This window comes from Methylobacterium sp. AC433, assembly GCF_979253015.1.
On the sequence record NZ_CEEDBN010000001.1, the window covers coordinates 314,767 to 337,845 of the forward strand.

A 23,079-nucleotide genomic window follows, 5' to 3' on the forward strand; every position below is an offset into this window, starting at 1 on the left:
AGGCGTCGGCGCCCGGCCGATGTCGCCCCGGTCGCGTTCCGATCCGCGGGTCGCGAGGGCGGGCGGGATCGATGCCGAGCGCAGGCGCGGCCTCCGGCGGCCGGCTCAGTCGCGCCGGGTCAGGGCGGCGATCTCGGCGCGCTCCTCGGCGCTGAGGCCCGCGGCGGCGGTGTCGACGGAGCGGCGGCGGGACAGGCGCCAGAGCCCGAACAGGCCCAGGCCGACCACCGCCACCGGCGTCAGCCACAGGAGCAGGGTGTGCAGGGCGAAGACGGGGCGCAGGAGCACGTACTCGCCGTAGCGCCCGACCACGTAGGCCTGGACCTGCTGGTCGTCGTCCCCGGCGGTGAGCCGCTCGCGCACGATGAGGCGCAGGTCCCGGGCGAGGGGCGCGTCGGAATCGTCGATCGATTGGTTCTGGCAGACGAGGCAGCGCAGGCCCGACGAGATGTCCCGCGCCCGCGCCTCCAGGGCCGGGTCCTTCAGCACCTCGTTCGGCTGGACCGCCCGGGCGCCGCCGGCGGAGACCAGCGCCAGCCCGAGAGCCAGGACGAGGCGCGTGAGCGCGGCCCGGCTCATTCGGCGGGGGCCATGCCGGGCGGGACGGACTTGGCCCGCGCCCGGGCCGGGGCGCCGACGCGCATGCGCCGGTCGGTCAGGGAGATCGCGCCGCCGAGCGCCATCACCACGGCGCCGAGCCAGATCAGCAGCACGAGGGGCTTGTAGTAGAGCCGCAGGCCGATGGCGCCCTCCGGCAGGACCTCGCCGAGGCTGGCATAAACCTGGCTCGCGCCGATGGTCAGCAGGCCGGATTCCGTCACCGTCATCTTGCGGCTCGGATAGAACCGCTTGCCGGTCTCCACCGTGCCGACGAAGTCGCCGCCGGCATTGCGGATGGTCAGGAAGGCGGTGGTCTCGGCGTAGTTCTCGCCGCTGCGCGGGCCGACCCGGTCGAGGGTGGCCGCGTAGGGTCCGGAGGCGAGGGATTCGCCGGGCTTGAGGGTCTTCAGCCCTTCCGTCGCCCAGCCCTGGGCCGCGATGCCGAGCACGACGACGCCGACGCCCGCATGGGCCATCGCGGTGCCCCAGGCCGAGCGCGGCAGGCCGGCCGCGCGGCGCCAGATCGCGGCGCCCCGGGCACGGCTGCCGCCGTAGCCGCGGGCGCGGGACACGATCTCCATCACCGAGCCGATGATGAGGTAGGCTCCGAGGCCGATGCCGACGGGCGCCATCATCGGGCCGCCCCAGGTCATGGCCATCACGGCGAGGCCCACCACCAGCGCGGCGGCCAGGGCCGCGAACAGGCGCTGCGTCGCCGCGTGCACGTCGCCGCGCTTCCAGGCCAGGGTCTGGCCGAAGGGCACGATCAGGAGCAGCGGGATCGCCAGCGGCACGAAGGTGTAGTTGAAGAAGGGCGGCCCGACCGAGATCTTCTCGGCGGTCAGCATCTCCAGCAGCAGCGGGTAGAGCGTGCCCACGAAGACCGTGGCGCAGCCGGCGGCCAGGAACAGGTTGTTCATCACCAGCGCGCCCTCGCGCGAGATCGGCGCGAAGATGCCGCCCTGGCGCAGCATCGGCGCCCGCCAGGCGAACAGGGTGAACGAGCCGCCGATGAACAGGATCAGGATCGCCAGGATGAACACGCCGCGGGTCGGGTCGGTGGCGAAGGTGTGGACCGAGGTCAGCACGCCCGAGCGGACGATGAAGGTGCCGAGCAGCGACAGCGAGAAGGTGAGGATGGCCAGCAGCACCGTCCAGACCTTCAGGGCGTCGCGCTTCTCCATCACCACGGTGGAGTGGAGGAGGGCGGTGCCGGCGAGCCAGGGCATCAGCGAGGCGTTCTCGACCGGGTCCCAGAACCACCAGCCGCCCCAGCCCAGCTCGTAATAGGCCCAGTACGAGCCCATCGCGATGCCGAGGGTCAGGAAGCTCCAGGCGATCAGGGTCCAGGGGCGCACGGCCCGGGCCCAGACCGCGTCGATCCGCCCGTCGATCAACGCCGCGATGGCGAAGGCGAAGGTGATCGAGAAGCCGACATAGCCGACGTAGAGGAGCGGCGGGTGAACCGCGAGGCCGAAATCCTGCAGCAGCGGATTGAGGTCGTTGCCCTCCGTCGGCGCCGGGCTGACCCGGGTGAACGGATTCGAGGTCGTGATGATGAACAGCACGAACACGAAGGTGATCAGCCCTTGCACCGCCAGGGTGTTCGCCCGCAGGGTCGGCGGCACGGATTCGCGCGCCACCGCCACCAACGCCCCGAACAGGGCCAGGATGAGGACCCAGAGCAGCATCGAGCCCTCGTGGTTCCCCCAGACGCCGGAGATCTTGTAGAGGAAGGGCTTGGCGGTGTGGGAGTTCTCGATCACGTTGAGGACCGAGAAATCCGACGTGACGTGGGCGTAGGTCAGCGCGCCGAACGAGAACAGGATGCAGGCGAAGGCGCCCAGCGCCGCCGGCGTCGCCACGGCCCGCAGGGCCTGATCGCCCGAGCGGGCGGCCCAGACCGGCATCACCGCCTGGACCAGGGACAGGGCGAGCGCCAGGGCGAGCGCGAAATGGCCGACCTCGATCAGCAAGGCGGGGTGTCCTTCCGGGGGCTGTGCCGGTGGGGAACCGGCCGACGGATGCGTGGCATCATCGCTCGCTGCGCTGGCCGAGGGTCTTGTCCTCGGCGGCCGTCCTGGTCTCCGGGGCCGTCTTGGTCTCGGAAGCGGCCGCGGCGGGCTTGTCGACCATGCCCTTGCCCTCCTGCCAGCGACCCTGCGCCTTGAGGGCGTCGGCGACCTCGCGCGGCATGTAGGATTCGTCGTGCTTGGCCAGGACGGTGTCGGCGCGGAAGATGCCGCCCGGCAGCAGGGTGCCCTCGGCGACCACGCCCTGGCCCTCGCGGAACAGGTCGGGCAGCAGGCCGCGATACTGGACCGCGATGGTGGCGTTGGTGTCGGTCACCGCGAAGTCGACGGTCTGGTCCGGGCCGCGCTGGAGCGAGCCGTCCTTCACGAGACCGCCGAGGCGGAAGCGCGTGCCGGGCGCCACGGTCTGCGCGGCGACCTCGGTGGGCGAGCGGAAGAACACGATCGACCCGCTCATGGCCGACAGGATCAGGCCGAGCGCCAGCGCCAGCACGGCGCCGCAGGCGGCGATCAGGATCAGGCGGCGGCTCTTGCGGGTCACGTGGGCAGGGTCCCGGTTGGTGGCACGGACGGTGGGGCGGCGCGCATCCCGCGCCGAGATCTCCGGCAAGGCGAGATCCCCGGCAGGGAATGTCGTGTCCTCCGGTGTCGGCCGGGGCGCCACCCGGGTCAAGGCCCGGGGCCGGGACCGATTGTCAGGGGTGGCGGCTTCGCGTCGCGGATCAGGGCTTCGCCGCTGCTGCGCCCGGCTTCGCGCCGGCCTGGAGGCTCAGCTCGCGCGACAATTCGCCGAGCCGCTCGATGGCTGCCGCGTCGGGGCTCAGGGCCATGCGGGCCCGGTCCAGGGCCTGGAGCGCGCGGTCGCGCTCGCCGAGCACGCTGTAGGAGCGGATGAGGCGCAGCCAGTCGTCGACGCTGCCGCCCTTGGCCGCCAGCCGTCGGTCGAGTCCCGCGACCATGCCGCGGATCGCGGCGTCGCGCTCGGCCGCCGGCATCGCCTTCACGGCGGCGACGGCCGCCTCGGTGCCCGCCCGGGCCGCGTCGTCCGAGGCCGCTCCGGCCGCCGGCGGGACCGACGCGGCGGGCGCGGCCGGAGCGAGGGCCGGGGTGGCGGGCGCCGCCGCCAGGCCCGCCTCAGCCGCGATCGCGTCGAGGCGGGTCTTGGCTTCGGGATCGTCGCCCAGGGCCTTGCGCGCCCGCTCGAGGGCGTCCTTCGCCTTGTCGCGCTCCTGCAGCACGCCGTAGGAGCGCACGAGGCGCAGCCAATCCTCCAGGCTGCCGCCGCGATCGGCGAGACGCTTGTCGAGGCTGTCGACCATGGCCCGGATGGCCCCGTCGCGGCTCGCCGGCGGCAGCGCCTGGAGGGCGGCCGCGGCGCCGGCCTCGGGCGCCTTCGACAGTCCGGGCGCGGTCTCGCCCGTCAGGCGCGCGAGGTTCTCGCGGACGAGGGGGAGCCAGGGCGCATCGGCGGGGGCGGCGTCGGCCATGGCCTGCAGGCGCCGGATCGCCTGGGGAACGTCGCCTTCGAGCTCGGCCGCCCGCGCGAGATAGAATTGCGGCTTGGCGACCTGCCCGTCGAGGTCGACCGCACGCTGGAAGATGCCCTTGGCCTGGGGCGTGACCGCGCCGTTGGCCGCCGCCACCAGGGCCTCGCCCCAGTCGGACAGGCGCTGCGGCGTCTCGCCCAGGAGGCGGGTGGCCGCCTCGTAGGCGTGGGCGGCATCGTCGAAGCGGCCCATCCGCATGTAGACGGGGGCGAGCACCGACCAGCCGCGCCCGTCGGTGGGGTCGGCGGCGAGCCGCGCCTCGATCTGCCCGATCGCCTTCAGCAGATCCTGATCGCCGCTCTGGGCCGCCGCCCGCTCGGCCTGGCCCTGCGCCGGCATGTGCGGCGAGCCGTAGAGGCCGTAGGCGATGAGGGCGACGAGGGGAATGGTCGAGAGCGCGAAGGCCGAGGCCGCCCGGCGCTGGCGCAGGGCCGGCTCGGCGATGTCCTGGGCGGCGGGGACGCCGGCGCGGTTGGCGCGCAGCAGGCGACGGGCCGCCTCGGTGCGCGCGGCCTCCGCCTCCGGCGCCGCGATCAGGCCGCGGGCCTCGTCGCGCTCGATCTCGCGCAGCTGGTCCTCGTAGAAGCCGGTCTCGGTGGCGAGGCCGCCGGCCTCCGGCGCGGCGGCGGGATTGGCCCGGCGCGACATCGGCCAGAGCAGGGCGAACACCGCCGCGCCGGTCATGACCGCCAATATGAACCAAAGTGCCGTCATCATGCCCCAGACGCTGCCCCGCTTGCATGTAGACGCGGGTCCCCGCCGGCACGATGCAGGCCTTGGGCGACACGGTGTCACGCGCAGCACTTCCGGGGGAGGGCGCGACCCTAGAGCATGACGGCCGGCGGGGAAACCGGATCCCCGGGAGCCCGCCTGCCGGGCGCCGCCGGGGCGGGTCTCCGGCCGCCACGGGGCGCGACTTCAGTGCGGGGCGACGCCGGCCGGCGCGTCCCCCGGCACCTCGATCACCGCCCGCAGGCCCCCCAGCGTCGCCTCCTCCAGGCGGAAGCGCCCGCGATAGAGGGCTGCGAGATCGGCCACGATCGAGAGGCCGAGTCCCGAGCCCGGCTTGGTCTCGTCGAGGCGGCGGCCGCGCCCGAGCACCTCCGCCCGGTCCTCCGGGGCGAGGCCCGGGCCGTCATCCTCGATGGCCACGAGAAGGTGGGGATAATCGTTCTTGCCCACCGCCTCGGCCCGGATCGCCACCCGGCCGTGGGCCCATTTCGAGGCGTTGTCGACGAGATTGCCGATCATCTCCTCGAAGTCCTGGCGCTCGCCCCGGAACCGCAGGCCGGCCGGCACGTGGACCTCGTAGGCGATGTCCTTGTCGCGGTAGATCTTGCCGAAGGTGCGCACGAGGCCGGCCAGGGCCGGCTCGACCTCCGTGGAGGTGCCGAGGGTGCCGGCCAGCGCCGCCGCCCGGGCGCGGTCGAGGTGGTAGTTCACCTGGTCGCGCATCACGGCGGCCTGCTCGCGGATCTTGGCGGCGAGCTCCTCGGGCGCGTCGGCGGCGCCGACCTCGTTGACGATGATCGAGAGGGGCGTCTTCAGGGCGTGGGCGAGGTTGCCGACCTGGGTGCGCGCCCGCTCCAGGATCTCCCGGTTGGTCTCGATGAGCAGGTTCACCTCGCCCGCCAGGGGAGCGATGTCGCGCGGGTACTCGCCGGTGATGCGGTCCGATTCGCCGCGCCGGATGGCGCCCAGCGCGTTCCGCAGCTTGGCGAGCGGCGCCAGGCCGAAGCGGATCTGCAAGAGGGTCGTGAGGGCGAGCGACAGGCCGAGCAGGCCGAAGGTGACCATCAGCGAGAAGCGGAAGCGGTCGACGTCGTTCTCGATCTCGTCGGCGGGGCCGGCGACCCGCACGGTGTAGCGGCCCTCCTCGCCGAGATCGACGTCGCGCTCGATGACGCGCAGCCGGCGCTCGTCCTGCGCCCGGCCGTAGCCCTGGCGGATCTGGCCGATGCCCGCCTTGGTGTCGGGCGTGCCGGCCGCCTTCAGGGGCACGCCGACGAGGGAGCGCGAGGTGCGCAGGTCGCGCGGCTTCGCGTCGGGCCGGCCGATCTGCCAGTACCAGCCCGAGAGCGGCAGGTCGAAGCGCGGGTCGCTCAGGGTGAAGGAGCGGCTCTCGGGATCGTTGGGCGAGACGAGGTCGGTGGCGAGGTTGTTGGCGTAGACCAGCAGGCGGCTGTCGAAGGCCCGCTCGGTGTTCTCGCGGTACAGGGTCGTGAGGATCCAGGCGGCGATCAGGAGGATCGCCGAGCTCGCCAGCAGGGCCGAGGTGGCGAGGCGCACCGCGATCGAGCGGCGGCGCATCGGGAGCCAGGAGGGGGAGGGGATCATGTGAGGCCCGTCGTCATGCGCAATCCACCGGATGTCGGAATCGCCGTCCTGCGCACATCCGCTGGTGTAGACGGCCTCTGCGGGTTATGTACATGGCGGGCCGGGGAACCCATCCATGGCGCTTCACATCCGTGATCCCGAAACGGATCGGCTCGTTCGCCGCTTGGCGGAACGCAGGGGCATCCCGCTGACGGAGGCGGTGAAGCTCGCGGTCAGCAACGAACTGCAACGCGACGACGCGCGTCTCGACCTTCGGGACCGCCTGCGCCCGATCCAGGCCCGCATCGCAGCGCGGCCCGCGACCGGCCTCGAGGCCGACAAGGCCTTCTATGACGAATTGAGCGGCGATCTCTAGCGTGTTCGTCGATGCGTCCGCCTTCGTGGCGATCCTGCTGCGTGAGGCGGGATGGCAGCCTTTGTCCAACAGGCTGCAGGAGGCCGCGTCTCCGGTCACCTCGGCCATCGCCGTCTACGAGACCGTGCTGGCCATCGCGCGGACGCACGCCGGCGGCATCAAGGCGGCTCGACAGGATGTGGCGATGGCCCTGGAGGCGATCGGCATCGAGGTTCTGACCATCGGACCCGAAGAGGCGGCTGCCGCGCTCGATGCTTTCGCGCGCTACGGCAAGGGACAGGGGCATCCGGCGCAGCTCAACCTGGGGGATTGCTTCGCCTACGCGGTGGCGAAGACCCATCGGATCACCCTGCTGTTCAAGGGCGACGACTTCTCGCACACCGATCTGGCCGGCCCCTGAGGTAGACCGCCGCCTCACACCCGCGGCGCGGGCTGGTTCGGGTCGACGAGGTAGCCGAGCCCCCGCACGGTCTGGATCAGGTCGACGGCGAGCTTCTTGCGCAGGCGGCCGACGAAGACCTCGATGGTGTTGGAATCGCGGTCGAAATCCTGGTCGTAGAGGTGCTCGGTCAGCTCGGCGCGCGAGACCACCCGGCCGGTATGGTGCATCAGGTAGGAGAGCAGGCGGTACTCGTGGCTCGTGAGCTTGACCGGGTTGCCGTCCACGAAGACCCGGCCGGAGCGGGTGTCGAGCACCACCGGGCCGCAGGCGATCTGGCTGGTGGCGTGGCCGGCCGCGCGCCGCAGCAGGGCGCGCACGCGGGCCATCAGCTCCTCCATGTGGAAGGGCTTGGTGACGTAGTCGTCGGCCCCCGCATCGAAGCCGTCGACCTTGTCGGACCAGCGGTCCCGGGCGGTGAGGATGATGACCGGGGTCTTGATGCCGGCCCGGCGCCACTTCTGCAGCACGCTCACGCCGTCGGTCTTGGGCAGGCCCATGTCGAGGATGATCGCGTCGTAGGGCTCGTTCTCGCCGAGATAGCCGCCCTCCTCGCCGTCGAAGGCCTTGTCGGCGACGTAGCCGGCCTCCTCAAGGGCGTTGACCACCTGCCGGTTGATGTCCCGGTCATCCTCCACGACGAGCAACCGCACGGTCCCGAACTCCTACGATGATGGCCTGGACCCGCGGGTCGGCGCGCCGCGCACGTTAGACGTCTCCGTGCCGGCGCGAAACGGCTTCCGTCCGAAAGCGCTTCACGGTCCGCTGACCTGCCCGGTGGTGGCATCGACGACGACGTGGACGAACTGGCCGTCCCGGCGCAGGGCGGTGAGCAGGTAGACGAGGGTCTCGTCGTTCCGGCACAGGCGCGCCCGCTGGATCTCGGCCCGGGGGATCACCTGGCGGGCGGCGCGGATGGCCGCCACCGGGGCGATCACCCGCTTGTCGGCCACGGCCTCGCGCAGGTCCGCCGGGCTCAGGCAGGTCTCGCTGCGCGGGATCGCGGCCAGCGGCGTGGCGACCGTGCCCGCCGTCGTCTCCTCCGCGTAGGTGTCGATCGAGCCCGTCGCGAAACCCGCGACGGTCAGTCCGATCAACAGCAGGGCGAGGAGGATGCGCATGGGCCGACGTTTAGGGGGGAGGCACTGAATGTGCCCTGAATGCCGAGCCAAGCCGAACCTCGGCCATTCGGTTCCCGTCGGCGGCCGGGCCGGGGCCGTTCAGGCCGGTCCGGCGCCCTCGGCGGCGAGGCGCGCGAGGGTCGCCCGCAGCATCGCACCGATCGGGGCGTGGCCGTCGATATGGTCGAGTGCGGCCCGCCGCAGGGCGGCCGACGAGTGCTCGAAACGCAGGCGGGCGCTGCGCAGGCGCTGGGCCGCCACCCGGCGGCGGTCCCGGCGCCGGTGCAGCAGGAGGGTGATCCGGTCCATGGCGGTCTCCTCAGGGGTGCGGCCGGGCCTCGGCCAGGCGGCGCAGGATGTCGTCCAGCTTCTCCCGCGCCCGCTCGTCGTTGAACTCGACGCTGCGCGCGATCCCGGCCGCCACCCGCGACAGGTCCTCCAGCACGCGGGTGCGGCTCTCCAGGGCGGCGGCCACCGCCGCGTTGGTCTGCGAGGCCCATTCCAGGGCCGTCGCGGTGGCGCTCGCGTCTCCGAGGCGCGCCTCCTGGGCGCGCATCGATTCCCGGTGCAGGTGGACGCAGGCGAGCCCGAGGAGGACGGCGACGATCCAGCCCGCGCCCTCCTGCGACACCAGCAGGTGCGCGGCTTCCTGGGCGATCTTTTCCAAGGCGACCTCCTCCCAAGGCAACCTTCCACCTGGACGTTCCGAACCCTGGCAAGGGCGGGTCGTCAGGGGCGATGGCGCGCCCGCTCGGCCCAGGCCGCGCGCAGCGCCGGCGTCAGGGTGTTGGTGACCGTCGCCTCCTCCGCCAGGGACAGGCTGCGGAACACCTTCTCGCCGAGGCCGTCGATCCCGCCGGCGGCGCGGATGAGCCATCCCGGTGCCGCGTCGAGGCCGCGCTGGACCGCGCCCGCGATCACCAGCGACCCCACCGGCACCGTCAGGGTCCGGCCGCGCGCCGCGCCGGCGACCGCGTTGACCGCGTAGTCGGCCACGTTGCGCACGAGGCGCTCCACCAGGCTGGCGGTGATGAGGACGCGCAGGGGTCCGGCGATCCGCGCCAGCGCCGCCGTCAGGGCCGTGACGGCCAGGGGCACCAGCACGCTCCCGGCCGCCTGGAGGGTGGATGCGAGGGCGTCGCCCCACGCGAGGCTGACATCGGCGGTCGCCGCCGCGGCCGGCGCGGCCAGGGCGAGAAGGGCGGCACTGCAGGGGACGAATCGGGTCATCACAAACTCCATCGGCGGGGACACAGAAGCTTCGGCCGTGCGGCGGGGCGCTCAGCGGCCGCCGGACAGGCGGCGGACGACCGACCAAAGGCGTTCCAGGACGCCGGGGCGCGGCGCGGCTGGACCGGGCGCGCGGGTCGGCAGCGGCGCCGATACGCGCGGCACCGTCCGGCGCGGCGCGGGCAGGGGCGGCTGCGCGGGACCGGGGACGGAAACCGGACTCGTGTCCCCCCGGCGCGCCCGGGGCAGGGCCCGGTCGTAGGGCGTCACGAACTGGTCGTGCTCGGCGCCCCGCCGCGGGATCAGCGCGGCGGGGCGGTTCCACATCAGGATCGCGGCGGCGGCACCGGTCCGGTCGCCGGCCCTCAGGCGCCGGACGACGGTGGAGCGCGCGAAGGCCGCCGGGCCGATGTTGAAGCAGAGGGAGACCAGGGCGTCGAAGGCATGGTCGGGCAGATCGCCGGGCACCGCCTCGGCCACGGCCCGGACGTAGCGTGCGACGTCGCGCCGGAAGAGGGCGTCGCAGGCCGCCTCGGTCAGGCGCAGGCCCGGCGTCACCAGGGGCGGGCCGGCGGCCGAGGTGTGGCCGACGCCGATGGTCCAGATCCCGACGCTGTCGCGGTAGGCGCCGAGGCGCCGTCCCTCGCGCGCGACGAGCACGGCTTCGCCGATGGCACTGAGATTCATGCCCTGTCTCCGGTTGATTGATTGGAGGTTAGACTTGCGCGACACTTGACCCGGCCGTGGCCTCGGGAGGCGGACATGCTGCGAAAGCTCATCTCGGCTGCCTTGCGACGCGAATCCGAGGCGGACGACTTCGCCCGGGAGGCACCGCTGCAGCCGCCCGACACGGCCTTCCCGCCGATGCGCCCGCTCGAACTGCCCGCCGCCCAGAACGACAATCCGCTGGCGGCCCTGTGCGAGGCGGTCGAGGCCGACCTGCGGGCGGCGGGGTACCTGCGCTGACCGGGACCGCGCGGATCAGGGACCGGCGGCGGCCTCCAGGGCGGCGAGCCGCGCCTCGAAGCCGCGGGCGAGGAACAGCAGCAGCTGGTCCGTGCGGAAGCCGTAGCGCTCGCCGGCCTCGCGGCCCGGAGCCTCGTCCTGCGCCGGCACGGCCGGCACGATCTCGGTGCCGTCCGCGTCGATCTCGGCGTCCCTGGCGGCGACGGCCTCCCGCGGGGCGACCGCGGGCCAGGAATCCCGGCAGACGAAGCCGTAGGCGAAGGGATCGAGGCCCTCGTCCGCGAGGACCGCCACCGCCCGCTGGACGGTGAGCCCGACATGGCGGCGGGCCCCGTCCCCCTTCCGCGCCAGGGCCTCGCGGAACCGGAAGGTGCCGATCTCCCCGGCCAGGGCGCGGGCGGCGGCGATCTCGGCCTCGGAGAGCGGCGCGACCGGCGTCTTCTCGCGGGCGTCGGAGGTGCTGATCGCGCCCGTGCCGGCATAGATCACCGATGCGCGCAGCGTCGGCGTGCCGAGGCTCCAGGTGTTGTCGGCGGTGTGGGCGATGATGCCCGCGACCCCGAGCCGGGTCGCCAGGGGGGCACTGGAGCCGAGGCCGAGATTGCCGTCCGGTCCGAAGCGCGCCACCTCGCGCAGGGTCCCGGGGCGGGTCCCGTCCGCCGGCTTGACGAAGATCGCGAGGCCGCCCGGAAAGCCGGCCGTCGCCCCGGCCGTGCCCGCCGTGCCGGCGAGCCCGGCGAGGGTCCAGGACAGGCCCGCGCCGGAGGCCTGCATCGTGAGGCCGCCGGCCAGCAGGCTGCCGTCCGTGGCGAGGTCCTGAGTCAGGCGCAGGGCGGGCGCCCCGAGGAGGTTCGCCGGCATCGGCCCCTTGAGGTCGACCCGCCCGCTCGCCCGGTCGATGCGCAGGGCTTCCCGGAAGCCGCCGGCATCGGGCGCCACCATGATCGTGAGGTCGTCGTTGCCCGAGAGCCCGATCTCGGCCCGTCCGGTGAAGGCGCTCTGGAACAGCAGGGAGAGGACGTTGCCGGCCGCCTGCTTGTTGAGGGTGCAGCGCAGGTCGCCGGTCCCGCCCTCGGCGGTGGTCAGCGCGGTCCAGAGGGCGGTGTTCAGCTTGGCGGCGAACGGGTTGGCGGCGTCCGCCGTGGTGCCGATGCCGAGGCGCGTCAGGTTCTGGAGCTGCCTGAGGGTGGCGCGGAGCCCGACCCATCCCGCCGCCGTGCAGGCGTAGAGCTCGTCCTCGTCGAGGATCCAGGCGAGCCAGCCGGGTTTCGGCACGAGGCCGCGCCAGCGCCCGTCCTGGAATTGGGCGATCTGGCCGGACAGTCCGGCCCAGGCCCCGGTCGGGGACGGGCTCAGCACCAGGTAGCGGTCCCCCTCCGCGGGGTCGGCGGGCGGCGCGCCGAGATCCTTGTCGCGGCAGGCGAGCTGAACCAGCGCGTCGAGGCCGGTCAGCGCCTCGTTGTGGGTGACGTGCTTCTGCGCCTGGCCCGCCGCGAGCAGCGGCAGCGCGAGGTTGGGGGTGGTCTCGGGCATCGGCTGGCTCCGGGCTGTCTGGGAATGGGCGGGATCGACGGTTCAGGCGGGCTCCACCGGCACCTGCGCCCGGGTCTCCGGGCCGGGGCCGGCCGCGGCGCCGACCTGCGCCACCGCGACGTCGAGGCGGCGCTGGGGCGTGCCGAAATCCGCCGCCTCGTCCGCGGCGGCGTAGAGGAGGTCCGGCGTGGTCGCGGTCAGGGTCCGGAGGCGCAGGCCGCCGGCGGAGAACACCGCGACCCGGTAGGCCTCGGGCTCCTCCGGCGGGATCTCGACGGCATCCCAGGAATCGCCGTCGCGCCGGACCCGGCGCGTCCAGGCGAGGCGCACGCCCCCCGTCTCCCGCCGCGCCCGGAGGTGGACGGGGCTCAAGGGGGTGAGGGCGGCGAGGCCGGACGTGGCGCGGAGCTCGACATAGGTCGGATCGGCCGGATCGCGCTCCGCCGGGCCGATGCGGTAGCGGAAGGGGCGGCCGGCCTCGTCGAGGCGCTCGACCAGGGGCACCACCGCCCCGTCGAGGCGCACGATCAGGCTGCCGGCCGGCGCCGTCCGCCCGGCCTGCGCCTCGCTGCCGGCGAGGCCGCGCAGGAGCCCCGTCAGCCGGTAGGTGCCCGGACCCACCAGCGTGACCCCGGCGGCCGCGATCAGCTCGATCGCCCCGTCCGCCGCGCTGCGGATCGCGAACAGGTTGCCGCCGGCGAGCGCCGCCGCCTCGCCGATGGAGCCGAGGTCGCCGGCCCGACGCAGGCGGACCACCAGGGCCGCGCCCCGGTCGAAGCGCCAGAGCGGGCCGGGCGAAAGGGCGCCCAGGGTCTCGCCGAGGCAGGCGGGAAGATCGACGAAGCCCAGCGGGGCCAGCGGCGCCCCCTCGCCCTCCGCGCGCCAGATCGCCATCGGCCCGGGCCAGGGCTCGGCCGTCACCGCCAGCACCTGCAGGGCGGTCGGGGTGCCGCGGTCGGCCGGCAGGTCGAGGGCGACCGCGAAGGGCGGCCCGGCCAGGGCCGGCACCGTCCGGCGGGGGCGCGATCCTTCGGGCTCGCCGGGCCGCGGCGCCCGGCCGTGGAGGGGAACGCCCCGCGTCTCGATCCCGCGTCCGCGCGGGCTGTCGGCGATGCGCAGGATCCGGTGCGGCAGGCGCTCCCCCGGCAGGGCGAGGAGGTCGCCCGGCCCGAGGTCGATCCGGCGCGGGCTCAGGGTGAAGCGCGCGGTGTCGCGGGCCGCGAGGGCGGCGTCGAGGGCGGCCTCCGCCAGGGCCTCGGCGGCGGCGCGCCGGGTCACCACGGCGGCCTCCATCCGGGTCTCGCGCCGGCGCCGGCCGGTCGGCCGGGTCGCGGCGGCGCTCGCCCGGCGGTACTCGGCGGTCTCGCCGTCGGTGAAGCCGATCTCGAGGGAGCGCGGCAGCTCCGCCTCCTCGGCCCGGACCCGGGCGAGGGGCGCCTCCGCGTCGTCCAGGACCACGAGGTCGTCCGCCGCGATGGGGAGCGGCACCTCCCGGCGCGGCCCGCGCAGGATCAGCGCGCCGGCCTGAGCGGAGACGTCGAGCCCGTAGAGCTGCGCCAAGGGCTCCAGGGCGGCCCGGGCCGACATCGGCCGGTCGATGACGTAGCCGTCGAGGGTCGCGTCGGCGGTGATGGCGGCCGGCACGGTGATCCCGAGGTCGGCCAGGATCGCGGCGACGAGCCGGTCGAGCTCCAGCCCCTCGATCCGCCCGGTGATCCAGTGGCCCACGGACCAGTTGCCCGCATCGGCCCAGACGGTGTCGAAGTCGGGAAAGGCCGGGAAGGGCCGGGCGTCCCAGCACCAGACGAAGACCGCGTCCGCCGGCACCATCGGCCCGCCATAGAGGGGCGAGACCGGGTTGTGGGCGGGCTCGAAGCCGGGCAGGCCGGGGTCGAACCGCCCCAGGATCGCCGCGAGGCCGCGGGCCTGGATCAGGTCGTCGCGGGTGCCGCGCGAGCCGGGCGGGCGCGCGTTCTCGGCGGATTTCGGGTCGGGGAAGACGTTGGGGCCGTTGGTGCCCTTGTCCACCGCCGGCACCCCGACCTCGGTGAGCCAGAGCGGCTTGCCGCGCGGCACCCACGCCGTCGCCCGGGTCTCGATTCCGCCGTCCCGCTCCACGTGCGGGTTCGCCCACCAGCCCACGAGGTCCTTGGCCCGGAAGGTCCAGGGCTTGCCGTAGCGCCCGTCGGTGATCGGCGTGCGGACCTGCGCCGCCCGGTCGGCCGCGTCGGCGTAGAACCAGTCGAAGGCCTCGCCGGCCCCGATCCGGCCCTTGAGATAGGCCGGGTCGTAGATCGACTCGGCCAGCGCCAGGTCGGCATGGGCGGCCCCGTCGCGCCAGTCGGTCAGGGGCGGGTAGTAGTCGATGCCCACCGCGTCGATGGCGGGGTCGGCGAACAGGGCGTCGAGGGGGAAGCGGAGCGTGGCGCCGCCGTCGCGCACGTCGGCGCCGTACTCGGTCCAGTCGGCGGCGTAGACGAGCTTGACGCTTGGGCCGAGGCTCAGGCGGAGCGCCGTCGCCAGGCTGCGGAAGCCCTCCACGGCGGGGTAGCGCCCTGCCTCGGCCCTGACCCGGGTGAGGCCGACGAACTCGCTGCCGAGGATGAAGCCGGAGAGCGGGACCCCCGCGGCGGCCCAGGCGGCCGCGAGCGCCGCGTAATGCAGCACGAACGGGCGATACTGCGCGAGGAAGGCCGCGACCTGGGTCGCGGCCGCCGCGGTCCCGTCCGGGCTCCCCGGCTGTCCGGGGGCGGGATCGCAGGTGATGCGCCCGCGCCAGGGATAGGCCGGCTGGCCGGCGGCGGCCGGGTCGCGCGGGTCCGGCAGGGCGTTGCCGGCCGGCACGTCCATCATCACGAAGGGGTAGAGCACCACCGCGAGGCCGCGCCGGTGCAGGTCGGCCACGAGGCGGGTCAGGCCGGCATCCGAGGGCGTGCCGCCATAGGCCGGGCCGCCGCCGGGCGCCGTCGAGACGGCCGCCACTTGGTCGCGGCGCAGGCCCGCCACCGACCAGACGTCGCCGCTCGTCGCCTTGGCGGCGTTGTCGACCCGCGGGGCGAGAGTGCAGCGCCCGGCGCGCAGGTCGTCCCCGAACCAGCTCGCCACCACCGAGACGCGGGCGAGCCGCGGGCAGAGGGCCTGGAGCGCGTCGAGGGAGGCGGCGACGTCGGTGCCCGCCTGCAGCTGGAACCGGTTGGCCGGCCGGGTCGTGCCGTAGCCCGCCTCCTCGGTGACGCGCAGGGGGTCGAGCCCGAATTCGGTGGAGCCCGGGATGAGGCAGAGCGCCCGGATCATCCCGGCCAGCCCCGCGACGGGGCGCAGCACCTCGAAGGCGAATTGCGGGATACGGTTTCCGAACTCGGCGAGCGCCAGGCGCTCGAACACCACGTAGGCGAGGCCGCGATAGGCGGGCGCGTTCTCCGCCCCCTCCTTGGCGACGACGAGCGGGTCGGGCGCCTGGTCCGCGTCGCCGGCGTGCAGGCGGAGGGCGACCGTGGTCAGGTCGAGCTCGCGCCCGTCCGCCCAGACCCGCCGAATGCCCGCCACTGGGCCCTCGCACAGGCCGATGGCGAGGTCGACGAAGTAGGCGTAGGTCGTGCGCTTGACCTTGCCGCCGCCGATGCCCTTGCCGCCGGCCGCGCTGGCCGCGGCGGTGCTCGCCACCTCCAGTGGGCGCGTCGCCCAGATCAGGGTGCCGCCGATGCGCGCCCGGCCGTAGACGCGCGGGATGGGATCGCCCTCGGTGGAACTCAGGCCCGCCACGTCGGAGAGGCGCGGCCCCTCGGCCGTGCGCCCGCCGGCGAGCCCGCCGAACAGCGCCGCGTCGATCCCCGAGCCCGCCGCCGCCCCGAGGGCGCTGCCGATGATCCCGCCGATCGGCCCGCCGAGCGCCGTGCCGGCCGCCGCCCCGGCGGTTTGCAGGATCAGCGTGGCCATGGCGGACTCCGGAAGCGGGACGAGGGCTCGGGCGGTGCGCCGGCGGTCGCCCTTGCGGAAATATAGCGATATGCTATCGTTTGGACATGAAACGGATCGCCTACAGCAAGGCCGCCCTGAAGGCGCTGAGCCGGATGCCGGCCAACGTCTCGGCGATGATCCGATCCAAGATCGCCCTGCTGGCGGACGATCCCGCCGCGCAGGCCAACAACGTGAAGGCTCTCAAGGGCGAGCCCGGGATCTACCGCCTGCGCGTCGGCGACTGGCGCGTCCTCTACACGGACCAGGGCGAGATCCTCGCCGTGACCGGGTTGCCCCCCGGGGCAGCGCCTATGACTGACCCCGACGAACCTGTCGAAATGGAAGTTGCCGGAACGGATCTCCGCCCATGAACGCCCAGACCATCGTCACCCCGGCCGGCGAGCGCCTCGTCGTCCTGTCGGAGGCCGATTTCCGCGCCCTGAGCGAGGCGGCCGAGGACAATGCCGACCGCCTCGCGGTCCAGGAGTTTCGCCGCCGGCTCGCGGCCGGCGAGGAGGAGTTGCTGCCCTCCGCGATGGTGGAGCGCATCCTCGGCGGGGAGAATCGCATCCGGGTCTGGCGCGAGCATCGCGGCCTCGCCGCCCGCGCCCTGGCGGAGGCCGCCGGGATCGCCCAGCCCTTCCTGTCGCAGATCGAGACAGGCAAGCGCGAGGGCACCGTGGACACGCTGCGCCGGATCGCCGAGGTCCTGTCCGTCACGATCGACGATCTCGTCGGCTAGGCTCCGCCCTCCACGCCCGGGAAGCGGAAGACCTGGGCGAGGTGGCGCCGCCACCAGCCCGTCAGGGCGACTTCCGTGACGGCGGCGCCGTCATGGGCGTGGATCATGGTGCCGGCGCCGGTGGCGATGGCGCAGTGCCGGGCCGGCAGGTGGGCGCGGAAGCGGAACAGCAGGACGTCGCCGGCCGATGGCGGACCATCGACGGGCACGAGGTGGCGCCCGGCCGCCTCCGCCAGGGGATCGCTGCCGGGCGGGGCGGATTCGGCCCAGGACGCGGCGTAGGGCGGAGCCGCCTCGGGCTCCGGGCCGAGGGCCTCGCGCCAGACCCCGCGCAGGAGCCCGAGGCAGTCGCAGCCGACGCCCTTCAGGGAGGCCTGGTGACGATAGGGCGTGCCGATCCAGGCCCGCGCCAGGGTGACGAGTGCTTCCGATTCCATGGGGGCCTCACCGGAACAGGCTGCCGCCATCGAGGCCCGGGCCGGAGCCGGGGACGGGGCGCAGCACGAAGTCGTTGCCCGGCAGGTGCGGGAAGCCCTGGAAGTTCGGCACGTTGGCGAACTTCTCGCGGCAGGTGGCGAGGCGCTTGTCGCAGCCCGCCGTGAGGCGGAAGCGGTCGCCCGGCGCCACCGGACGGGGCGGTGCCTGCCAGAGGTCGAGGCGGATCGTCCCCGTCGCGCCGGCCTGGTCGCGGATCTCGGCCTCCTGCCCGGCCTGGCCCTCGCCGGTCCAGGCGAGGCGCCCCCCGGCGAACCACCCTGGCGCGAACATCCCCGCGAGACTGACGTCGAGGCGGCCGGGCTCCGGCACCGCCAGCACCGTGCCGGTGGTGGCGAATCGCGGGTCGGCGCGGTCCACGCGGCAGCGGGCATCGCCGAGGTCGGCCCCGCAGGTGGCGCGATAGGTCCGGCCGCGCTCGGCGTCGAGCTGGTCCATCAGCCCGCGCAACTCGGCCACGAAGGCCGTGCCGGCCCGGCGCACCTCGCCCACCGTGCCGATCTCGAGGAGCAGGCGGGTCTCGGGGCGGCTCCAATCCACCAGCCAGGTCTCCACCGAGGCGGCGTCGTAGAGCCCGCCGGCGATGTCGGCATCGGTGAGCCCGGCCGCCGAGAGCGCCCCGGCGACCTCGCCGCCGCCGATGGCGAAGCCGAGCTCGGCGCTGGCCTCGGCCGCCTCCAGCCCGGAGCGGGCGGCGTAGGTCAGCCCGCCGAAGGTCAGGTCGCGGTCGTGGTCGGTGAAGCCGAGGCGGGCGCCGTCCCGCCGGGTCAGGGCCCAGCAATGGCAGAGCGTGGTCGCCCCGCCGGCGAGATGCGCGGCGAGGTCGGGGGGCAGGTCGCGCATCGTCTGGAATTCCCGGCGAGATCTTCGGAAGACGGCTCAGGCGCGGGCCGGATTGACCCGCGGGTCGGCCCGCAGCCGCGCCACCGCGAGATCGATGAAGGCCCGCACCTTGGCGGGTGCGCGCCGCCCCTCCGGGCTCACCACGTGGACCGGCATCGCCGCCGCCTCCGGATCGTCGAGGACGAGGCGCAGGCGCCCCTCCGCCAGGGCCGGGGCGACCTGGTAGGACAGGAGCTGCGCGATGCCCTGGCCGGCGAGCGCCGCCGCCAGCACGGAATCGATGGTGGTGCAGGTCAGCCGGGGCCGCAGGGCGACGGCGCCGCCGGGACCCGGGCCGAAGCGCCCGTCGGCCCCGAGGCCCGTGCTCGCCGAGCCGATGACGGCGTGGCCGCGCAGGTCCCGCACCGTCGCGGGGGTCCCGTGCCGGTCGAGGTAGTCCGGCGCGGCGCAGAGCACCCGGCGCACGGTGCCGACCCGGATCGCCGCCAGCCCGGAATCCGCGAGGGGACCGATCCGGACCCCCGCATCGGCGCCCTCCTCGATCATGTTGACGACCCGGTCGAGGAACAGGGCCTGCGCCGAGACGGCGGCGTGGTGCGCGAGGTACTCGGTGATCACCGGCAGCACGTAGAGGCGCCCGAACTGCACCGGCGCCGTCACGGTGAGGGTGCCGGAGGGCGTCGCGTAGGAGCCCGCCGCGGCGGCGTCCGCCTCCTCGATCTCGGCCAGGATGCGCCGGCAATCCTCCAGGTAGCGCCCGCCCGCCTCGGTGAGCTTCACCGAGCGGGTGGTCCGGGTCAGGAGCCGCGCCCCGATCCGCGCCTCGAGGGCGGCCACCGCCCGGGTCACGGCCGGCGGGCTCATGTGGAGCTGGCGCGCCGCTCCGGCGAAGCCCCCGCTCTCCGCCACCCGGACGAAGACCCGCATCGCCTGCCACCGATCCATGCCGCCTCCCGCCCGGGCTTCGATTGTTCCATTCTGCGGAACGGTGGCTTGCGGGGAAAGCGCATTCTCGCCGCGGGGCCGATGGTCTTGACTGCGGATGTCGCCGGCGCCCCGGCCCCGTCCCGAGGAGACCTCCCATGAAGCTGTTCCACGTCGCCCTGTCCGGCCACGCCCACCGGGCCCGCCTGTTCCTGTCTCTGGTCGGCCAACCCTGCGAGATCGTCGAGCTCGACCTCGCCCGGGGCGAGCACAGGGAACCGGACTTCCTGGCGCTGAATCCCTTCGGACAGGTGCCGGTGCTCGTCGACGGCGAGACGGTCGTCCCGGATTCCAATGCCATCCTGGTCTACCTGGCCAAGCGCCTCGGCCGCACCGAATGGCTGCCGGAGGACGCGGCCGGCGCGGCGCGGGTGCAGCGCTGGCTCTCGGTCGCGGCCGGCCCCATCGCCTTCGGCCCGGCGGCCGCCCGCCTGATCACGGTGTTCGGCATGCGCTTCGACGCCGCCGAGGTCATCGCCCGCGCCCATGCCATCCTCGGCCGGATCGAGGCCGAGCTCGCCGGCCGGCCCTGGCTCGCCGCCGACCACCCTACCATCGCGGACGTGGCGCTCTACAGCTACGTCGCAGCCGCGCCGGAAGGGAACGTCGACCTCGCCCCCTACGGTGCCGTCCGCGCTTGGCTCGCCCGCATCGAGGCCCTGCCGGGCTTCGTGCCGTTCCCGCAGACGCGCGCCGGCCTGCGCGCCGCCTGAGCCCCACCCCGACCCGAGGAGAACCCCCATGTCCCTCTCCGAACCGCGCGCCGCGTTTCACCCCACCGCGCCCTGGCATGCGGGCGAGATCGCCATCCAGGCGCATCTCGGCGTCGCCGAGCGGATGGCCGAGCTCGGCCCCCGCGTGATCCGCGACCACCTGATCGACCAGCACCGCGCCTTCTATGGCCAGCTGCCCTTCGTAGTCCTGGGCACGGTCGACCCGGACGGCGAGGCCTGGGCGACGGTGCGGACCGGGGCGCCGGGCTTCCTCGACGCACCCGACCCCGGGCACCTCCGGGTCCGGGTCGCGCCCGAGCCCGACGATCCCGCCCAGGCGGGGCTGGCGGACGGCGCCGCGATCGGCCTCCTGGGGATCGACCTCGGCACGCGGCGGCGCAACCGCCTGAACGGCACGGTGGCGCGGGACCGGCCGGACGGCTTCGCGATCCGCGTGGCGCAGAGCTTCGGCAACTGCCCGCAATACATCCGGGTCCGGACGGACCCGGAGCCGGTCCCGGCGGCGGCCGCCGGCCCGCAGGTGTCGGATCACCTCGACGCGCAGGCCCGCGCCCTGGTGGCGGGCGCGGAGACGCTGTTCGTGGCGAGCTACGCGCTCGGCCCGGACGGCACCCGGCAGGTCGACGTCTCGCATCGCGGCGGCCCCGCCGGCTTCGTCCGGGTCGGCGCCGACGGGGTCCTGACGGTGCCGGATTATTCCGGCAACCGGTTCTTCAACACGCTGGGCAACATGCTGGCCAACCCGCGCGCCGGGCTGCTCTTCATCGACTTCGCGACCGGCGACCTCGTGCAGATGACCGGGCGGCCCGAAATCGTCCTCGATGCCCCCGATCGCGCGGATTTCCCCGGCGCCGAACGGCTCTGGCGCTTTGCCCCCCGCAGCGTGGTCCGGCGTCCGGGCGCCTGGCCGCTGCGCTTCGCGCCCCCTACGGCACGATCTCGATGAGCGGCACCCGCGGGATCTCCCCCGCGGCGAAGGCCGACAGGTCGACGGTGAGGTCGTCGGTGTCGAAGCGGACCGGTACGTCGAAGTCGAAGCCCGCCGTCACGTGGGAGCCCGCCCCCGGCACGGCATCGGCCGCGAAGGTGAGGCGGCCGGTGGCGGCGTCGCAGGCGACCTTGGCCGTCGGCACCGCGACGCCGTTCACCGCCACCCGGACGCTCTCGGCCACCGGCTTGGCAATGATCCGGCGATAGGGCGTCGGTCCGCTGCCGTAGGTCTTGGCGAGCTGGAACACCCGGGTGGTCCCGTCGCCGAGGCCGAGGAACTGGTCGGTGGCCGCGATGGCCCGCGAGGGCGGGCCGGACCGCGCATCGACCCGGTCGCGGTAGCGGAAGCCGTAGAGCCGGCCCCGCCGCTCCTCGAAGAAGCTCAGCACGGCGTGCAGGGCGTCGAGGGTGCGGATGCCGAAGCCGGCATCGTAGCGCCGGCGCGAATCGGCCCAGCGGCTGTTGCGGTGCTCGCGGCCCGAGGCCAGGGTGACGATCTCGGTCAGGCGGCTCGGGCCGCCGCTGCCGCGCAGGGCGACATCGAGGGGAAAGCGGACCTCGTGGAAGTCGCTGGGCGGGTCGCTGACCATGGTGCGCTCCTTGATCCCCCGCTCACAGGCCGCGCCGGCCCCGGGCCACCGCCCGGGCGAGACCGGCGGCCACCTGCGCCTCCGAGCGGCGGAAGCTCTCCAGGTCGGGCGTGGCGATGTGGATGGTCACCGGGGCGGAGGCTTGGCCGGCCGTCGCGACGCCGAGGCGCCCGTCGCTGCCGCGCTTCAGCGGCAGGATCGCCTCCGGCCCGGCCTCGCCCATCAGGCCGAGGCCGTCGCGCATCGGGAAGTAGGTCGGCGCGGCCACCACGCCGCCGGCCGCGAAGGGGCGCACGCGCCCCTGCTGGAGGACGCCGCCCCGGGCGAAGGCCGTGTCGCCCCCGCCCGCCCCCGCCCCGATCAGCCCGTTCACCAGCCCGGTGATCCCGGCCTTGACCGGGCTGAGGGCCGCCTTGATCGCCACGCTGGAGAGCTTCGTCGCCAGGGTGCCGAGCACGCTGTCGAGCTGGCGCCCGGCCCCGACATTGATGCTGAGCGCCTTCGACAGGCTCTGGCCGAAGCGCTGGGCGAGCTTGTCCAGGGTCTCCAGCTGCCGGGCGCGGGCGGCGCTGGTGCGGTCGGGTTCGGTCTCGGCCATGGCGGGGTCCCTCGGTCAGGTCGGGTCGGGGTAGCGGGCGATCAGGCCCCGCAGCGCCGTCCCGTCGAGGGCGGTGCGGGATCCGGTCAGGCCGGCGGCGGCCATCAGCTCGCGCGGCGTGGCGCGCCAGAAGTCGCGCGGGCGCCAGCGCAGGCGCGCGAGGCCCAGCGCCAGCGCCTCGTCCCACGGGAAGGCGGAGGGCGGCTCCGGCGCGGTCCCGCCCGTGGGGCTCAAGGGTTTTCGGAGGCCTCGCCGAAGGCGGCCGCGAGCACGGCGCCGATCGCCGTCGCGATGGTCTCGAGCTCCCCGGCCAGCGGCAGGGCCGCGACGGCGCCGTCGTCGAGGTCGTGGCCGCCGCCGCGCAGGGCCGCGCCGAGGAGCGCGATGAGGTCGCGGCTCTTCAGGCGCCCGTCGGCGAAGCGGGCGGCGAGGTCGGTGAGGCCGGCGGCCCCGAGGGCATCCTCGAGTTCGGCCAGCGCCCCGAGGGTGAGGCAGAGGGTGTAGCGCTCGGCGCCCAGGGCCAGGGCCACCTCGCCGCGCCTGCGGTTGGCCATCAGGCGGCCGTGAAGGCGAGGGGGCCGGCCGAGTCGAGGGCCATGTCGAAGGTCACCTCGCCGGCATGGTCGCCCCGGTATTCGAGGCTGGTGATCTGGAACAGGCCCTCGAGGGTGCCGAAGCCCGGCACCACGATCTGGTAGGTCTCCAGGGTGCCGTCGAAGAACACCTGCCGCAGGCGTAGGTCGGAGGTCTCGTCGCGGAACACGCCGGAGCCCGACAGCGCGGCGCGGCGCACCCCGGCCCCGGCCAGGAGCTCGCGCCAGCGCCCGGCGGAATCGGCGCTCGTCACGTCCACCGTCTCGGCGTTGAAGGCGATCTGACGGGCGCGCAGGCCCGCCACCGCGAGGAATCCGCCGCCGTTGGCGATGCGGATGAGCAGGTCCTTGCCGCGTTGGGCTGCCATGGGTGGACTCCGGTGTTCGGGGAG

28 protein-coding genes are annotated in these 23,079 nt (G+C 74.5%); 7 read left to right on the forward strand and 21 right to left on the reverse strand.

Annotated features, from left to right (window positions below; translation table 11 throughout):
- Nucleotides 1-105 precede the first annotated feature (105 nt).
- The 5 genes from AC0IWM_RS01500 to AC0IWM_RS01520 all read right to left on the reverse strand — a co-directional run bounded on the left by AC0IWM_RS01500 (nt 106) and on the right by AC0IWM_RS01520 (nt 6,517).
- Complete coding sequence (locus AC0IWM_RS01500) at nt 106-579, reverse strand: cytochrome c-type biogenesis protein (protein ID WP_471752746.1); 474 nt, start codon at nt 577-579, stop codon at nt 106-108.
- Complete coding sequence (locus tag AC0IWM_RS01505) at nt 576-2,576, reverse strand: heme lyase CcmF/NrfE family subunit (protein WP_471752747.1); 2,001 nt, start codon at nt 2,574-2,576, stop codon at nt 576-578. Before AC0IWM_RS01505 ends, AC0IWM_RS01500 begins: the two co-directional genes overlap by 4 nt.
- Nucleotides 2,577-2,634: 58 nt before the next feature.
- A complete protein-coding gene (ccmE, locus tag AC0IWM_RS01510; RefSeq protein ID WP_056472642.1) occupies nt 2,635-3,174 on the reverse strand; it encodes a cytochrome c maturation protein CcmE in 540 nt (179 codons plus the stop codon).
- Nucleotides 3,175-3,355: 181 nt separating this feature from the next.
- The gene (gene ccmI, locus AC0IWM_RS01515; protein WP_471753090.1) at nt 3,356-4,894 is read right to left on the reverse strand and encodes a c-type cytochrome biogenesis protein CcmI; all 1,539 of its coding nucleotides are present in this window, start codon (nt 4,892-4,894) and stop codon (nt 3,356-3,358) included.
- A 204-nt stretch (nt 4,895-5,098) separates the two neighbouring features.
- The gene (locus tag AC0IWM_RS01520) at nt 5,099-6,517 is read right to left on the reverse strand and encodes a sensor histidine kinase (RefSeq protein WP_471752748.1); all 1,419 of its coding nucleotides are present in this window, start codon (nt 6,515-6,517) and stop codon (nt 5,099-5,101) included.
- A gap of 115 nt (nt 6,518-6,632) precedes the next feature.
- Between AC0IWM_RS01520 and AC0IWM_RS01525 the strand changes: the two genes are divergently transcribed.
- Nucleotides 6,633-6,872: a type II toxin-antitoxin system VapB family antitoxin gene (locus AC0IWM_RS01525; protein WP_471752749.1), complete on the forward strand. Its 240-nt coding sequence runs from the start codon at nt 6,633-6,635 to the stop codon at nt 6,870-6,872.
- 1 nt (nt 6,873) lies between these two features.
- The gene (locus tag AC0IWM_RS01530) at nt 6,874-7,272 is read left to right on the forward strand and encodes a type II toxin-antitoxin system VapC family toxin (RefSeq protein WP_471752750.1); all 399 of its coding nucleotides are present in this window, start codon (nt 6,874-6,876) and stop codon (nt 7,270-7,272) included.
- 14 nt (nt 7,273-7,286) lie between these two features.
- Here AC0IWM_RS01530 and AC0IWM_RS01535 read toward each other — a convergent pair whose 3' ends face one another.
- From AC0IWM_RS01535 to AC0IWM_RS01560, 6 genes are all read right to left on the reverse strand, one after another.
- Complete coding sequence (locus AC0IWM_RS01535; RefSeq protein WP_055946034.1) at nt 7,287-7,964, reverse strand: response regulator transcription factor; 678 nt, start codon at nt 7,962-7,964, stop codon at nt 7,287-7,289.
- A 102-nt stretch (nt 7,965-8,066) separates the two neighbouring features.
- On the reverse strand, nt 8,067-8,432 hold the full coding sequence (locus AC0IWM_RS01540; protein WP_471752751.1) for a PepSY domain-containing protein: 366 nt from the start codon (nt 8,430-8,432) through the stop codon (nt 8,067-8,069).
- Between the two features lie 99 nt (nt 8,433-8,531).
- A complete protein-coding gene (locus tag AC0IWM_RS01545; protein WP_471752752.1) occupies nt 8,532-8,741 on the reverse strand; it encodes a hypothetical protein in 210 nt (69 codons plus the stop codon).
- Nucleotides 8,742-8,751: 10 nt separating this feature from the next.
- Nucleotides 8,752-9,099: a hypothetical protein gene (locus AC0IWM_RS01550; RefSeq protein ID WP_471752753.1), complete on the reverse strand. Its 348-nt coding sequence runs from the start codon at nt 9,097-9,099 to the stop codon at nt 8,752-8,754.
- A 62-nt stretch (nt 9,100-9,161) separates the two neighbouring features.
- A complete protein-coding gene (locus tag AC0IWM_RS01555; protein WP_471752754.1) occupies nt 9,162-9,662 on the reverse strand; it encodes a hypothetical protein in 501 nt (166 codons plus the stop codon).
- A 51-nt stretch (nt 9,663-9,713) separates the two neighbouring features.
- Entirely contained in the window at nt 9,714-10,349 is a 636-nt protein-coding gene (locus AC0IWM_RS01560; RefSeq protein WP_471752755.1) for a lysozyme, read from the reverse strand.
- A gap of 75 nt (nt 10,350-10,424) precedes the next feature.
- Between AC0IWM_RS01560 and AC0IWM_RS01565 the strand changes: the two genes are divergently transcribed.
- Nucleotides 10,425-10,628, forward strand: a complete 204-nt coding sequence (locus AC0IWM_RS01565; RefSeq protein ID WP_471752756.1) for a hypothetical protein — start codon at nt 10,425-10,427, stop codon at nt 10,626-10,628.
- A gap of 15 nt (nt 10,629-10,643) precedes the next feature.
- On the opposite strand, the gene AC0IWM_RS01570 is transcribed toward AC0IWM_RS01565, so the two are convergent.
- Both AC0IWM_RS01570 and AC0IWM_RS01575 read right to left on the reverse strand, forming a co-directional pair.
- On the reverse strand, nt 10,644-12,161 hold the full coding sequence (locus tag AC0IWM_RS01570; RefSeq protein WP_471752757.1) for a DUF2793 domain-containing protein: 1,518 nt from the start codon (nt 12,159-12,161) through the stop codon (nt 10,644-10,646).
- Between the two features lie 42 nt (nt 12,162-12,203).
- A complete protein-coding gene (locus tag AC0IWM_RS01575; RefSeq protein WP_471752758.1) occupies nt 12,204-16,097 on the reverse strand; it encodes a baseplate multidomain protein megatron in 3,894 nt (1,297 codons plus the stop codon).
- Between the two features lie 86 nt (nt 16,098-16,183).
- On the opposite strand from AC0IWM_RS01575, the gene AC0IWM_RS01580 reads away from it, so the two are divergent.
- Together AC0IWM_RS01580 and AC0IWM_RS01585 are read left to right on the forward strand one after the other, a co-directional pair.
- Nucleotides 16,184-16,489 (forward strand): type II toxin-antitoxin system RelE family toxin, encoded by a 306-nt coding sequence (locus AC0IWM_RS01580; RefSeq protein WP_471752759.1) that lies wholly within the window; start codon nt 16,184-16,186, stop codon nt 16,487-16,489.
- The gene (locus AC0IWM_RS01585) at nt 16,486-16,860 is read left to right on the forward strand and encodes a helix-turn-helix domain-containing protein (RefSeq protein WP_471752760.1); all 375 of its coding nucleotides are present in this window, start codon (nt 16,486-16,488) and stop codon (nt 16,858-16,860) included. The genes AC0IWM_RS01580 and AC0IWM_RS01585 overlap by 4 nt, the downstream gene beginning before the upstream one ends.
- Here AC0IWM_RS01585 and AC0IWM_RS01590 read toward each other — a convergent pair.
- Genes AC0IWM_RS01590 through AC0IWM_RS01600 form a run of 3 tightly spaced genes read right to left on the reverse strand, consistent with a single transcriptional unit; the run spans nt 16,857 to nt 19,143 of the window.
- Nucleotides 16,857-17,297 (reverse strand): NlpC/P60 family protein, encoded by a 441-nt coding sequence (locus AC0IWM_RS01590; protein ID WP_471752761.1) that lies wholly within the window; start codon nt 17,295-17,297, stop codon nt 16,857-16,859. The two genes, AC0IWM_RS01585 and AC0IWM_RS01590, sit on opposite strands and share 4 nt — an antisense overlap.
- Nucleotides 17,298-17,304: 7 nt before the next feature.
- Nucleotides 17,305-18,198, reverse strand: a complete 894-nt coding sequence (locus AC0IWM_RS01595; RefSeq protein WP_471752762.1) for a DUF2163 domain-containing protein — start codon at nt 18,196-18,198, stop codon at nt 17,305-17,307.
- 36 nt (nt 18,199-18,234) lie between these two features.
- Nucleotides 18,235-19,143, reverse strand: a complete 909-nt coding sequence (locus tag AC0IWM_RS01600; protein WP_471752763.1) for a LysR family transcriptional regulator — start codon at nt 19,141-19,143, stop codon at nt 18,235-18,237.
- Nucleotides 19,144-19,280: 137 nt separating this feature from the next.
- On the opposite strand from AC0IWM_RS01600, the gene AC0IWM_RS01605 reads away from it, so the two are divergent.
- Together AC0IWM_RS01605 and AC0IWM_RS01610 are read left to right on the forward strand one after the other, a co-directional pair.
- Nucleotides 19,281-19,895 carry a glutathione S-transferase family protein gene (locus tag AC0IWM_RS01605; RefSeq protein ID WP_471752764.1) on the forward strand — a complete coding sequence of 205 codons (615 nt, stop codon included), beginning with the start codon at nt 19,281-19,283 and terminating at the stop codon, nt 19,893-19,895.
- A gap of 28 nt (nt 19,896-19,923) precedes the next feature.
- A complete protein-coding gene (locus AC0IWM_RS01610) occupies nt 19,924-20,862 on the forward strand; it encodes a pyridoxamine 5'-phosphate oxidase family protein (protein WP_471752765.1) in 939 nt (312 codons plus the stop codon).
- Here AC0IWM_RS01610 and AC0IWM_RS01615 read toward each other — a convergent pair.
- The 5 genes from AC0IWM_RS01615 to AC0IWM_RS01635 are packed head-to-tail and all read right to left on the reverse strand — an operon-like array spanning nt 20,843 to nt 23,055.
- Nucleotides 20,843-21,496 carry a phage distal tail protein, Rcc01695 family gene (locus AC0IWM_RS01615; RefSeq protein WP_471752766.1) on the reverse strand — a complete coding sequence of 218 codons (654 nt, stop codon included), beginning with the start codon at nt 21,494-21,496 and terminating at the stop codon, nt 20,843-20,845. The two genes, AC0IWM_RS01610 and AC0IWM_RS01615, sit on opposite strands and share 20 nt — an antisense overlap.
- A 22-nt stretch (nt 21,497-21,518) precedes the next feature.
- Nucleotides 21,519-22,094: a phage tail tape measure protein gene (locus AC0IWM_RS01620; protein ID WP_471752767.1), complete on the reverse strand. Its 576-nt coding sequence runs from the start codon at nt 22,092-22,094 to the stop codon at nt 21,519-21,521.
- 15 nt (nt 22,095-22,109) lie between these two features.
- Nucleotides 22,110-22,328 carry a phage tail assembly chaperone gene (locus AC0IWM_RS01625; protein ID WP_471752768.1) on the reverse strand — a complete coding sequence of 73 codons (219 nt, stop codon included), beginning with the start codon at nt 22,326-22,328 and terminating at the stop codon, nt 22,110-22,112.
- Entirely contained in the window at nt 22,325-22,648 is a 324-nt protein-coding gene (locus AC0IWM_RS01630; RefSeq protein WP_471752769.1) for a gene transfer agent family protein, read from the reverse strand. The genes AC0IWM_RS01625 and AC0IWM_RS01630 overlap by 4 nt, the downstream gene beginning before the upstream one ends.
- Nucleotides 22,648-23,055, reverse strand: coding sequence for a phage major tail protein, TP901-1 family (locus tag AC0IWM_RS01635; protein WP_471752770.1), 408 nt, complete (start codon nt 23,053-23,055; stop codon nt 22,648-22,650). The genes AC0IWM_RS01630 and AC0IWM_RS01635 overlap by 1 nt, the downstream gene beginning before the upstream one ends.
- Between the last annotated feature and the right edge of the window lie 24 nt (nt 23,056-23,079).

Bases quoted from the DNA above. Each gene is read 5' to 3' on its own strand.
- AC0IWM_RS01595 (WP_471752762.1), bottom strand. From the start codon at position 18,198: ATGCGCGACCTGCCCCCCGACCTCGCCGCGCATCTCGCCGGCGGGGCG.
- AC0IWM_RS01585 (WP_471752760.1), top strand. From the start codon at position 16,486: ATGAACGCCCAGACCATCGTCACCCCGGCCGGCGAGCGCCTCGTCGTC.
- AC0IWM_RS01610 (WP_471752765.1), top strand. From the start codon at position 19,924: ATGTCCCTCTCCGAACCGCGCGCCGCGTTTCACCCCACCGCGCCCTGG.
- AC0IWM_RS01590 (WP_471752761.1), bottom strand. From the start codon at position 17,297: ATGGAATCGGAAGCACTCGTCACCCTGGCGCGGGCCTGGATCGGCACG.
- AC0IWM_RS01545 (WP_471752752.1), bottom strand. From the start codon at position 8,741: ATGGACCGGATCACCCTCCTGCTGCACCGGCGCCGGGACCGCCGCCGG.
- AC0IWM_RS01580 (WP_471752759.1), top strand. From the start codon at position 16,184: ATGAAACGGATCGCCTACAGCAAGGCCGCCCTGAAGGCGCTGAGCCGG.
- AC0IWM_RS01525 (WP_471752749.1), top strand. From the start codon at position 6,633: ATGGCGCTTCACATCCGTGATCCCGAAACGGATCGGCTCGTTCGCCGC.
- AC0IWM_RS01565 (WP_471752756.1), top strand. From the start codon at position 10,425: ATGCTGCGAAAGCTCATCTCGGCTGCCTTGCGACGCGAATCCGAGGCG.
- AC0IWM_RS01560 (WP_471752755.1), bottom strand. From the start codon at position 10,349: ATGAATCTCAGTGCCATCGGCGAAGCCGTGCTCGTCGCGCGCGAGGGA.
- AC0IWM_RS01555 (WP_471752754.1), bottom strand. From the start codon at position 9,662: ATGACCCGATTCGTCCCCTGCAGTGCCGCCCTTCTCGCCCTGGCCGCG.
- ccmI (WP_471753090.1), bottom strand. From the start codon at position 4,894: ATGACGGCACTTTGGTTCATATTGGCGGTCATGACCGGCGCGGCGGTG.
- AC0IWM_RS01575 (WP_471752758.1), bottom strand. From the start codon at position 16,097: ATGGCCACGCTGATCCTGCAAACCGCCGGGGCGGCGGCCGGCACGGCG.
- AC0IWM_RS01520 (WP_471752748.1), bottom strand. From the start codon at position 6,517: ATGATCCCCTCCCCCTCCTGGCTCCCGATGCGCCGCCGCTCGATCGCG.
- AC0IWM_RS01540 (WP_471752751.1), bottom strand. From the start codon at position 8,432: ATGCGCATCCTCCTCGCCCTGCTGTTGATCGGACTGACCGTCGCGGGT.
- AC0IWM_RS01615 (WP_471752766.1), bottom strand. From the start codon at position 21,496: ATGGTCAGCGACCCGCCCAGCGACTTCCACGAGGTCCGCTTTCCCCTC.
- AC0IWM_RS01635 (WP_471752770.1), bottom strand. From the start codon at position 23,055: ATGGCAGCCCAACGCGGCAAGGACCTGCTCATCCGCATCGCCAACGGC.
- AC0IWM_RS01600 (WP_471752763.1), bottom strand. From the start codon at position 19,143: ATGGATCGGTGGCAGGCGATGCGGGTCTTCGTCCGGGTGGCGGAGAGC.
- AC0IWM_RS01620 (WP_471752767.1), bottom strand. From the start codon at position 22,094: ATGGCCGAGACCGAACCCGACCGCACCAGCGCCGCCCGCGCCCGGCAG.
- AC0IWM_RS01630 (WP_471752769.1), bottom strand. From the start codon at position 22,648: ATGGCCAACCGCAGGCGCGGCGAGGTGGCCCTGGCCCTGGGCGCCGAG.
- AC0IWM_RS01605 (WP_471752764.1), top strand. From the start codon at position 19,281: ATGAAGCTGTTCCACGTCGCCCTGTCCGGCCACGCCCACCGGGCCCGC.
- AC0IWM_RS01570 (WP_471752757.1), bottom strand. From the start codon at position 12,161: ATGCCCGAGACCACCCCCAACCTCGCGCTGCCGCTGCTCGCGGCGGGC.
- AC0IWM_RS01500 (WP_471752746.1), bottom strand. From the start codon at position 579: ATGAGCCGGGCCGCGCTCACGCGCCTCGTCCTGGCTCTCGGGCTGGCG.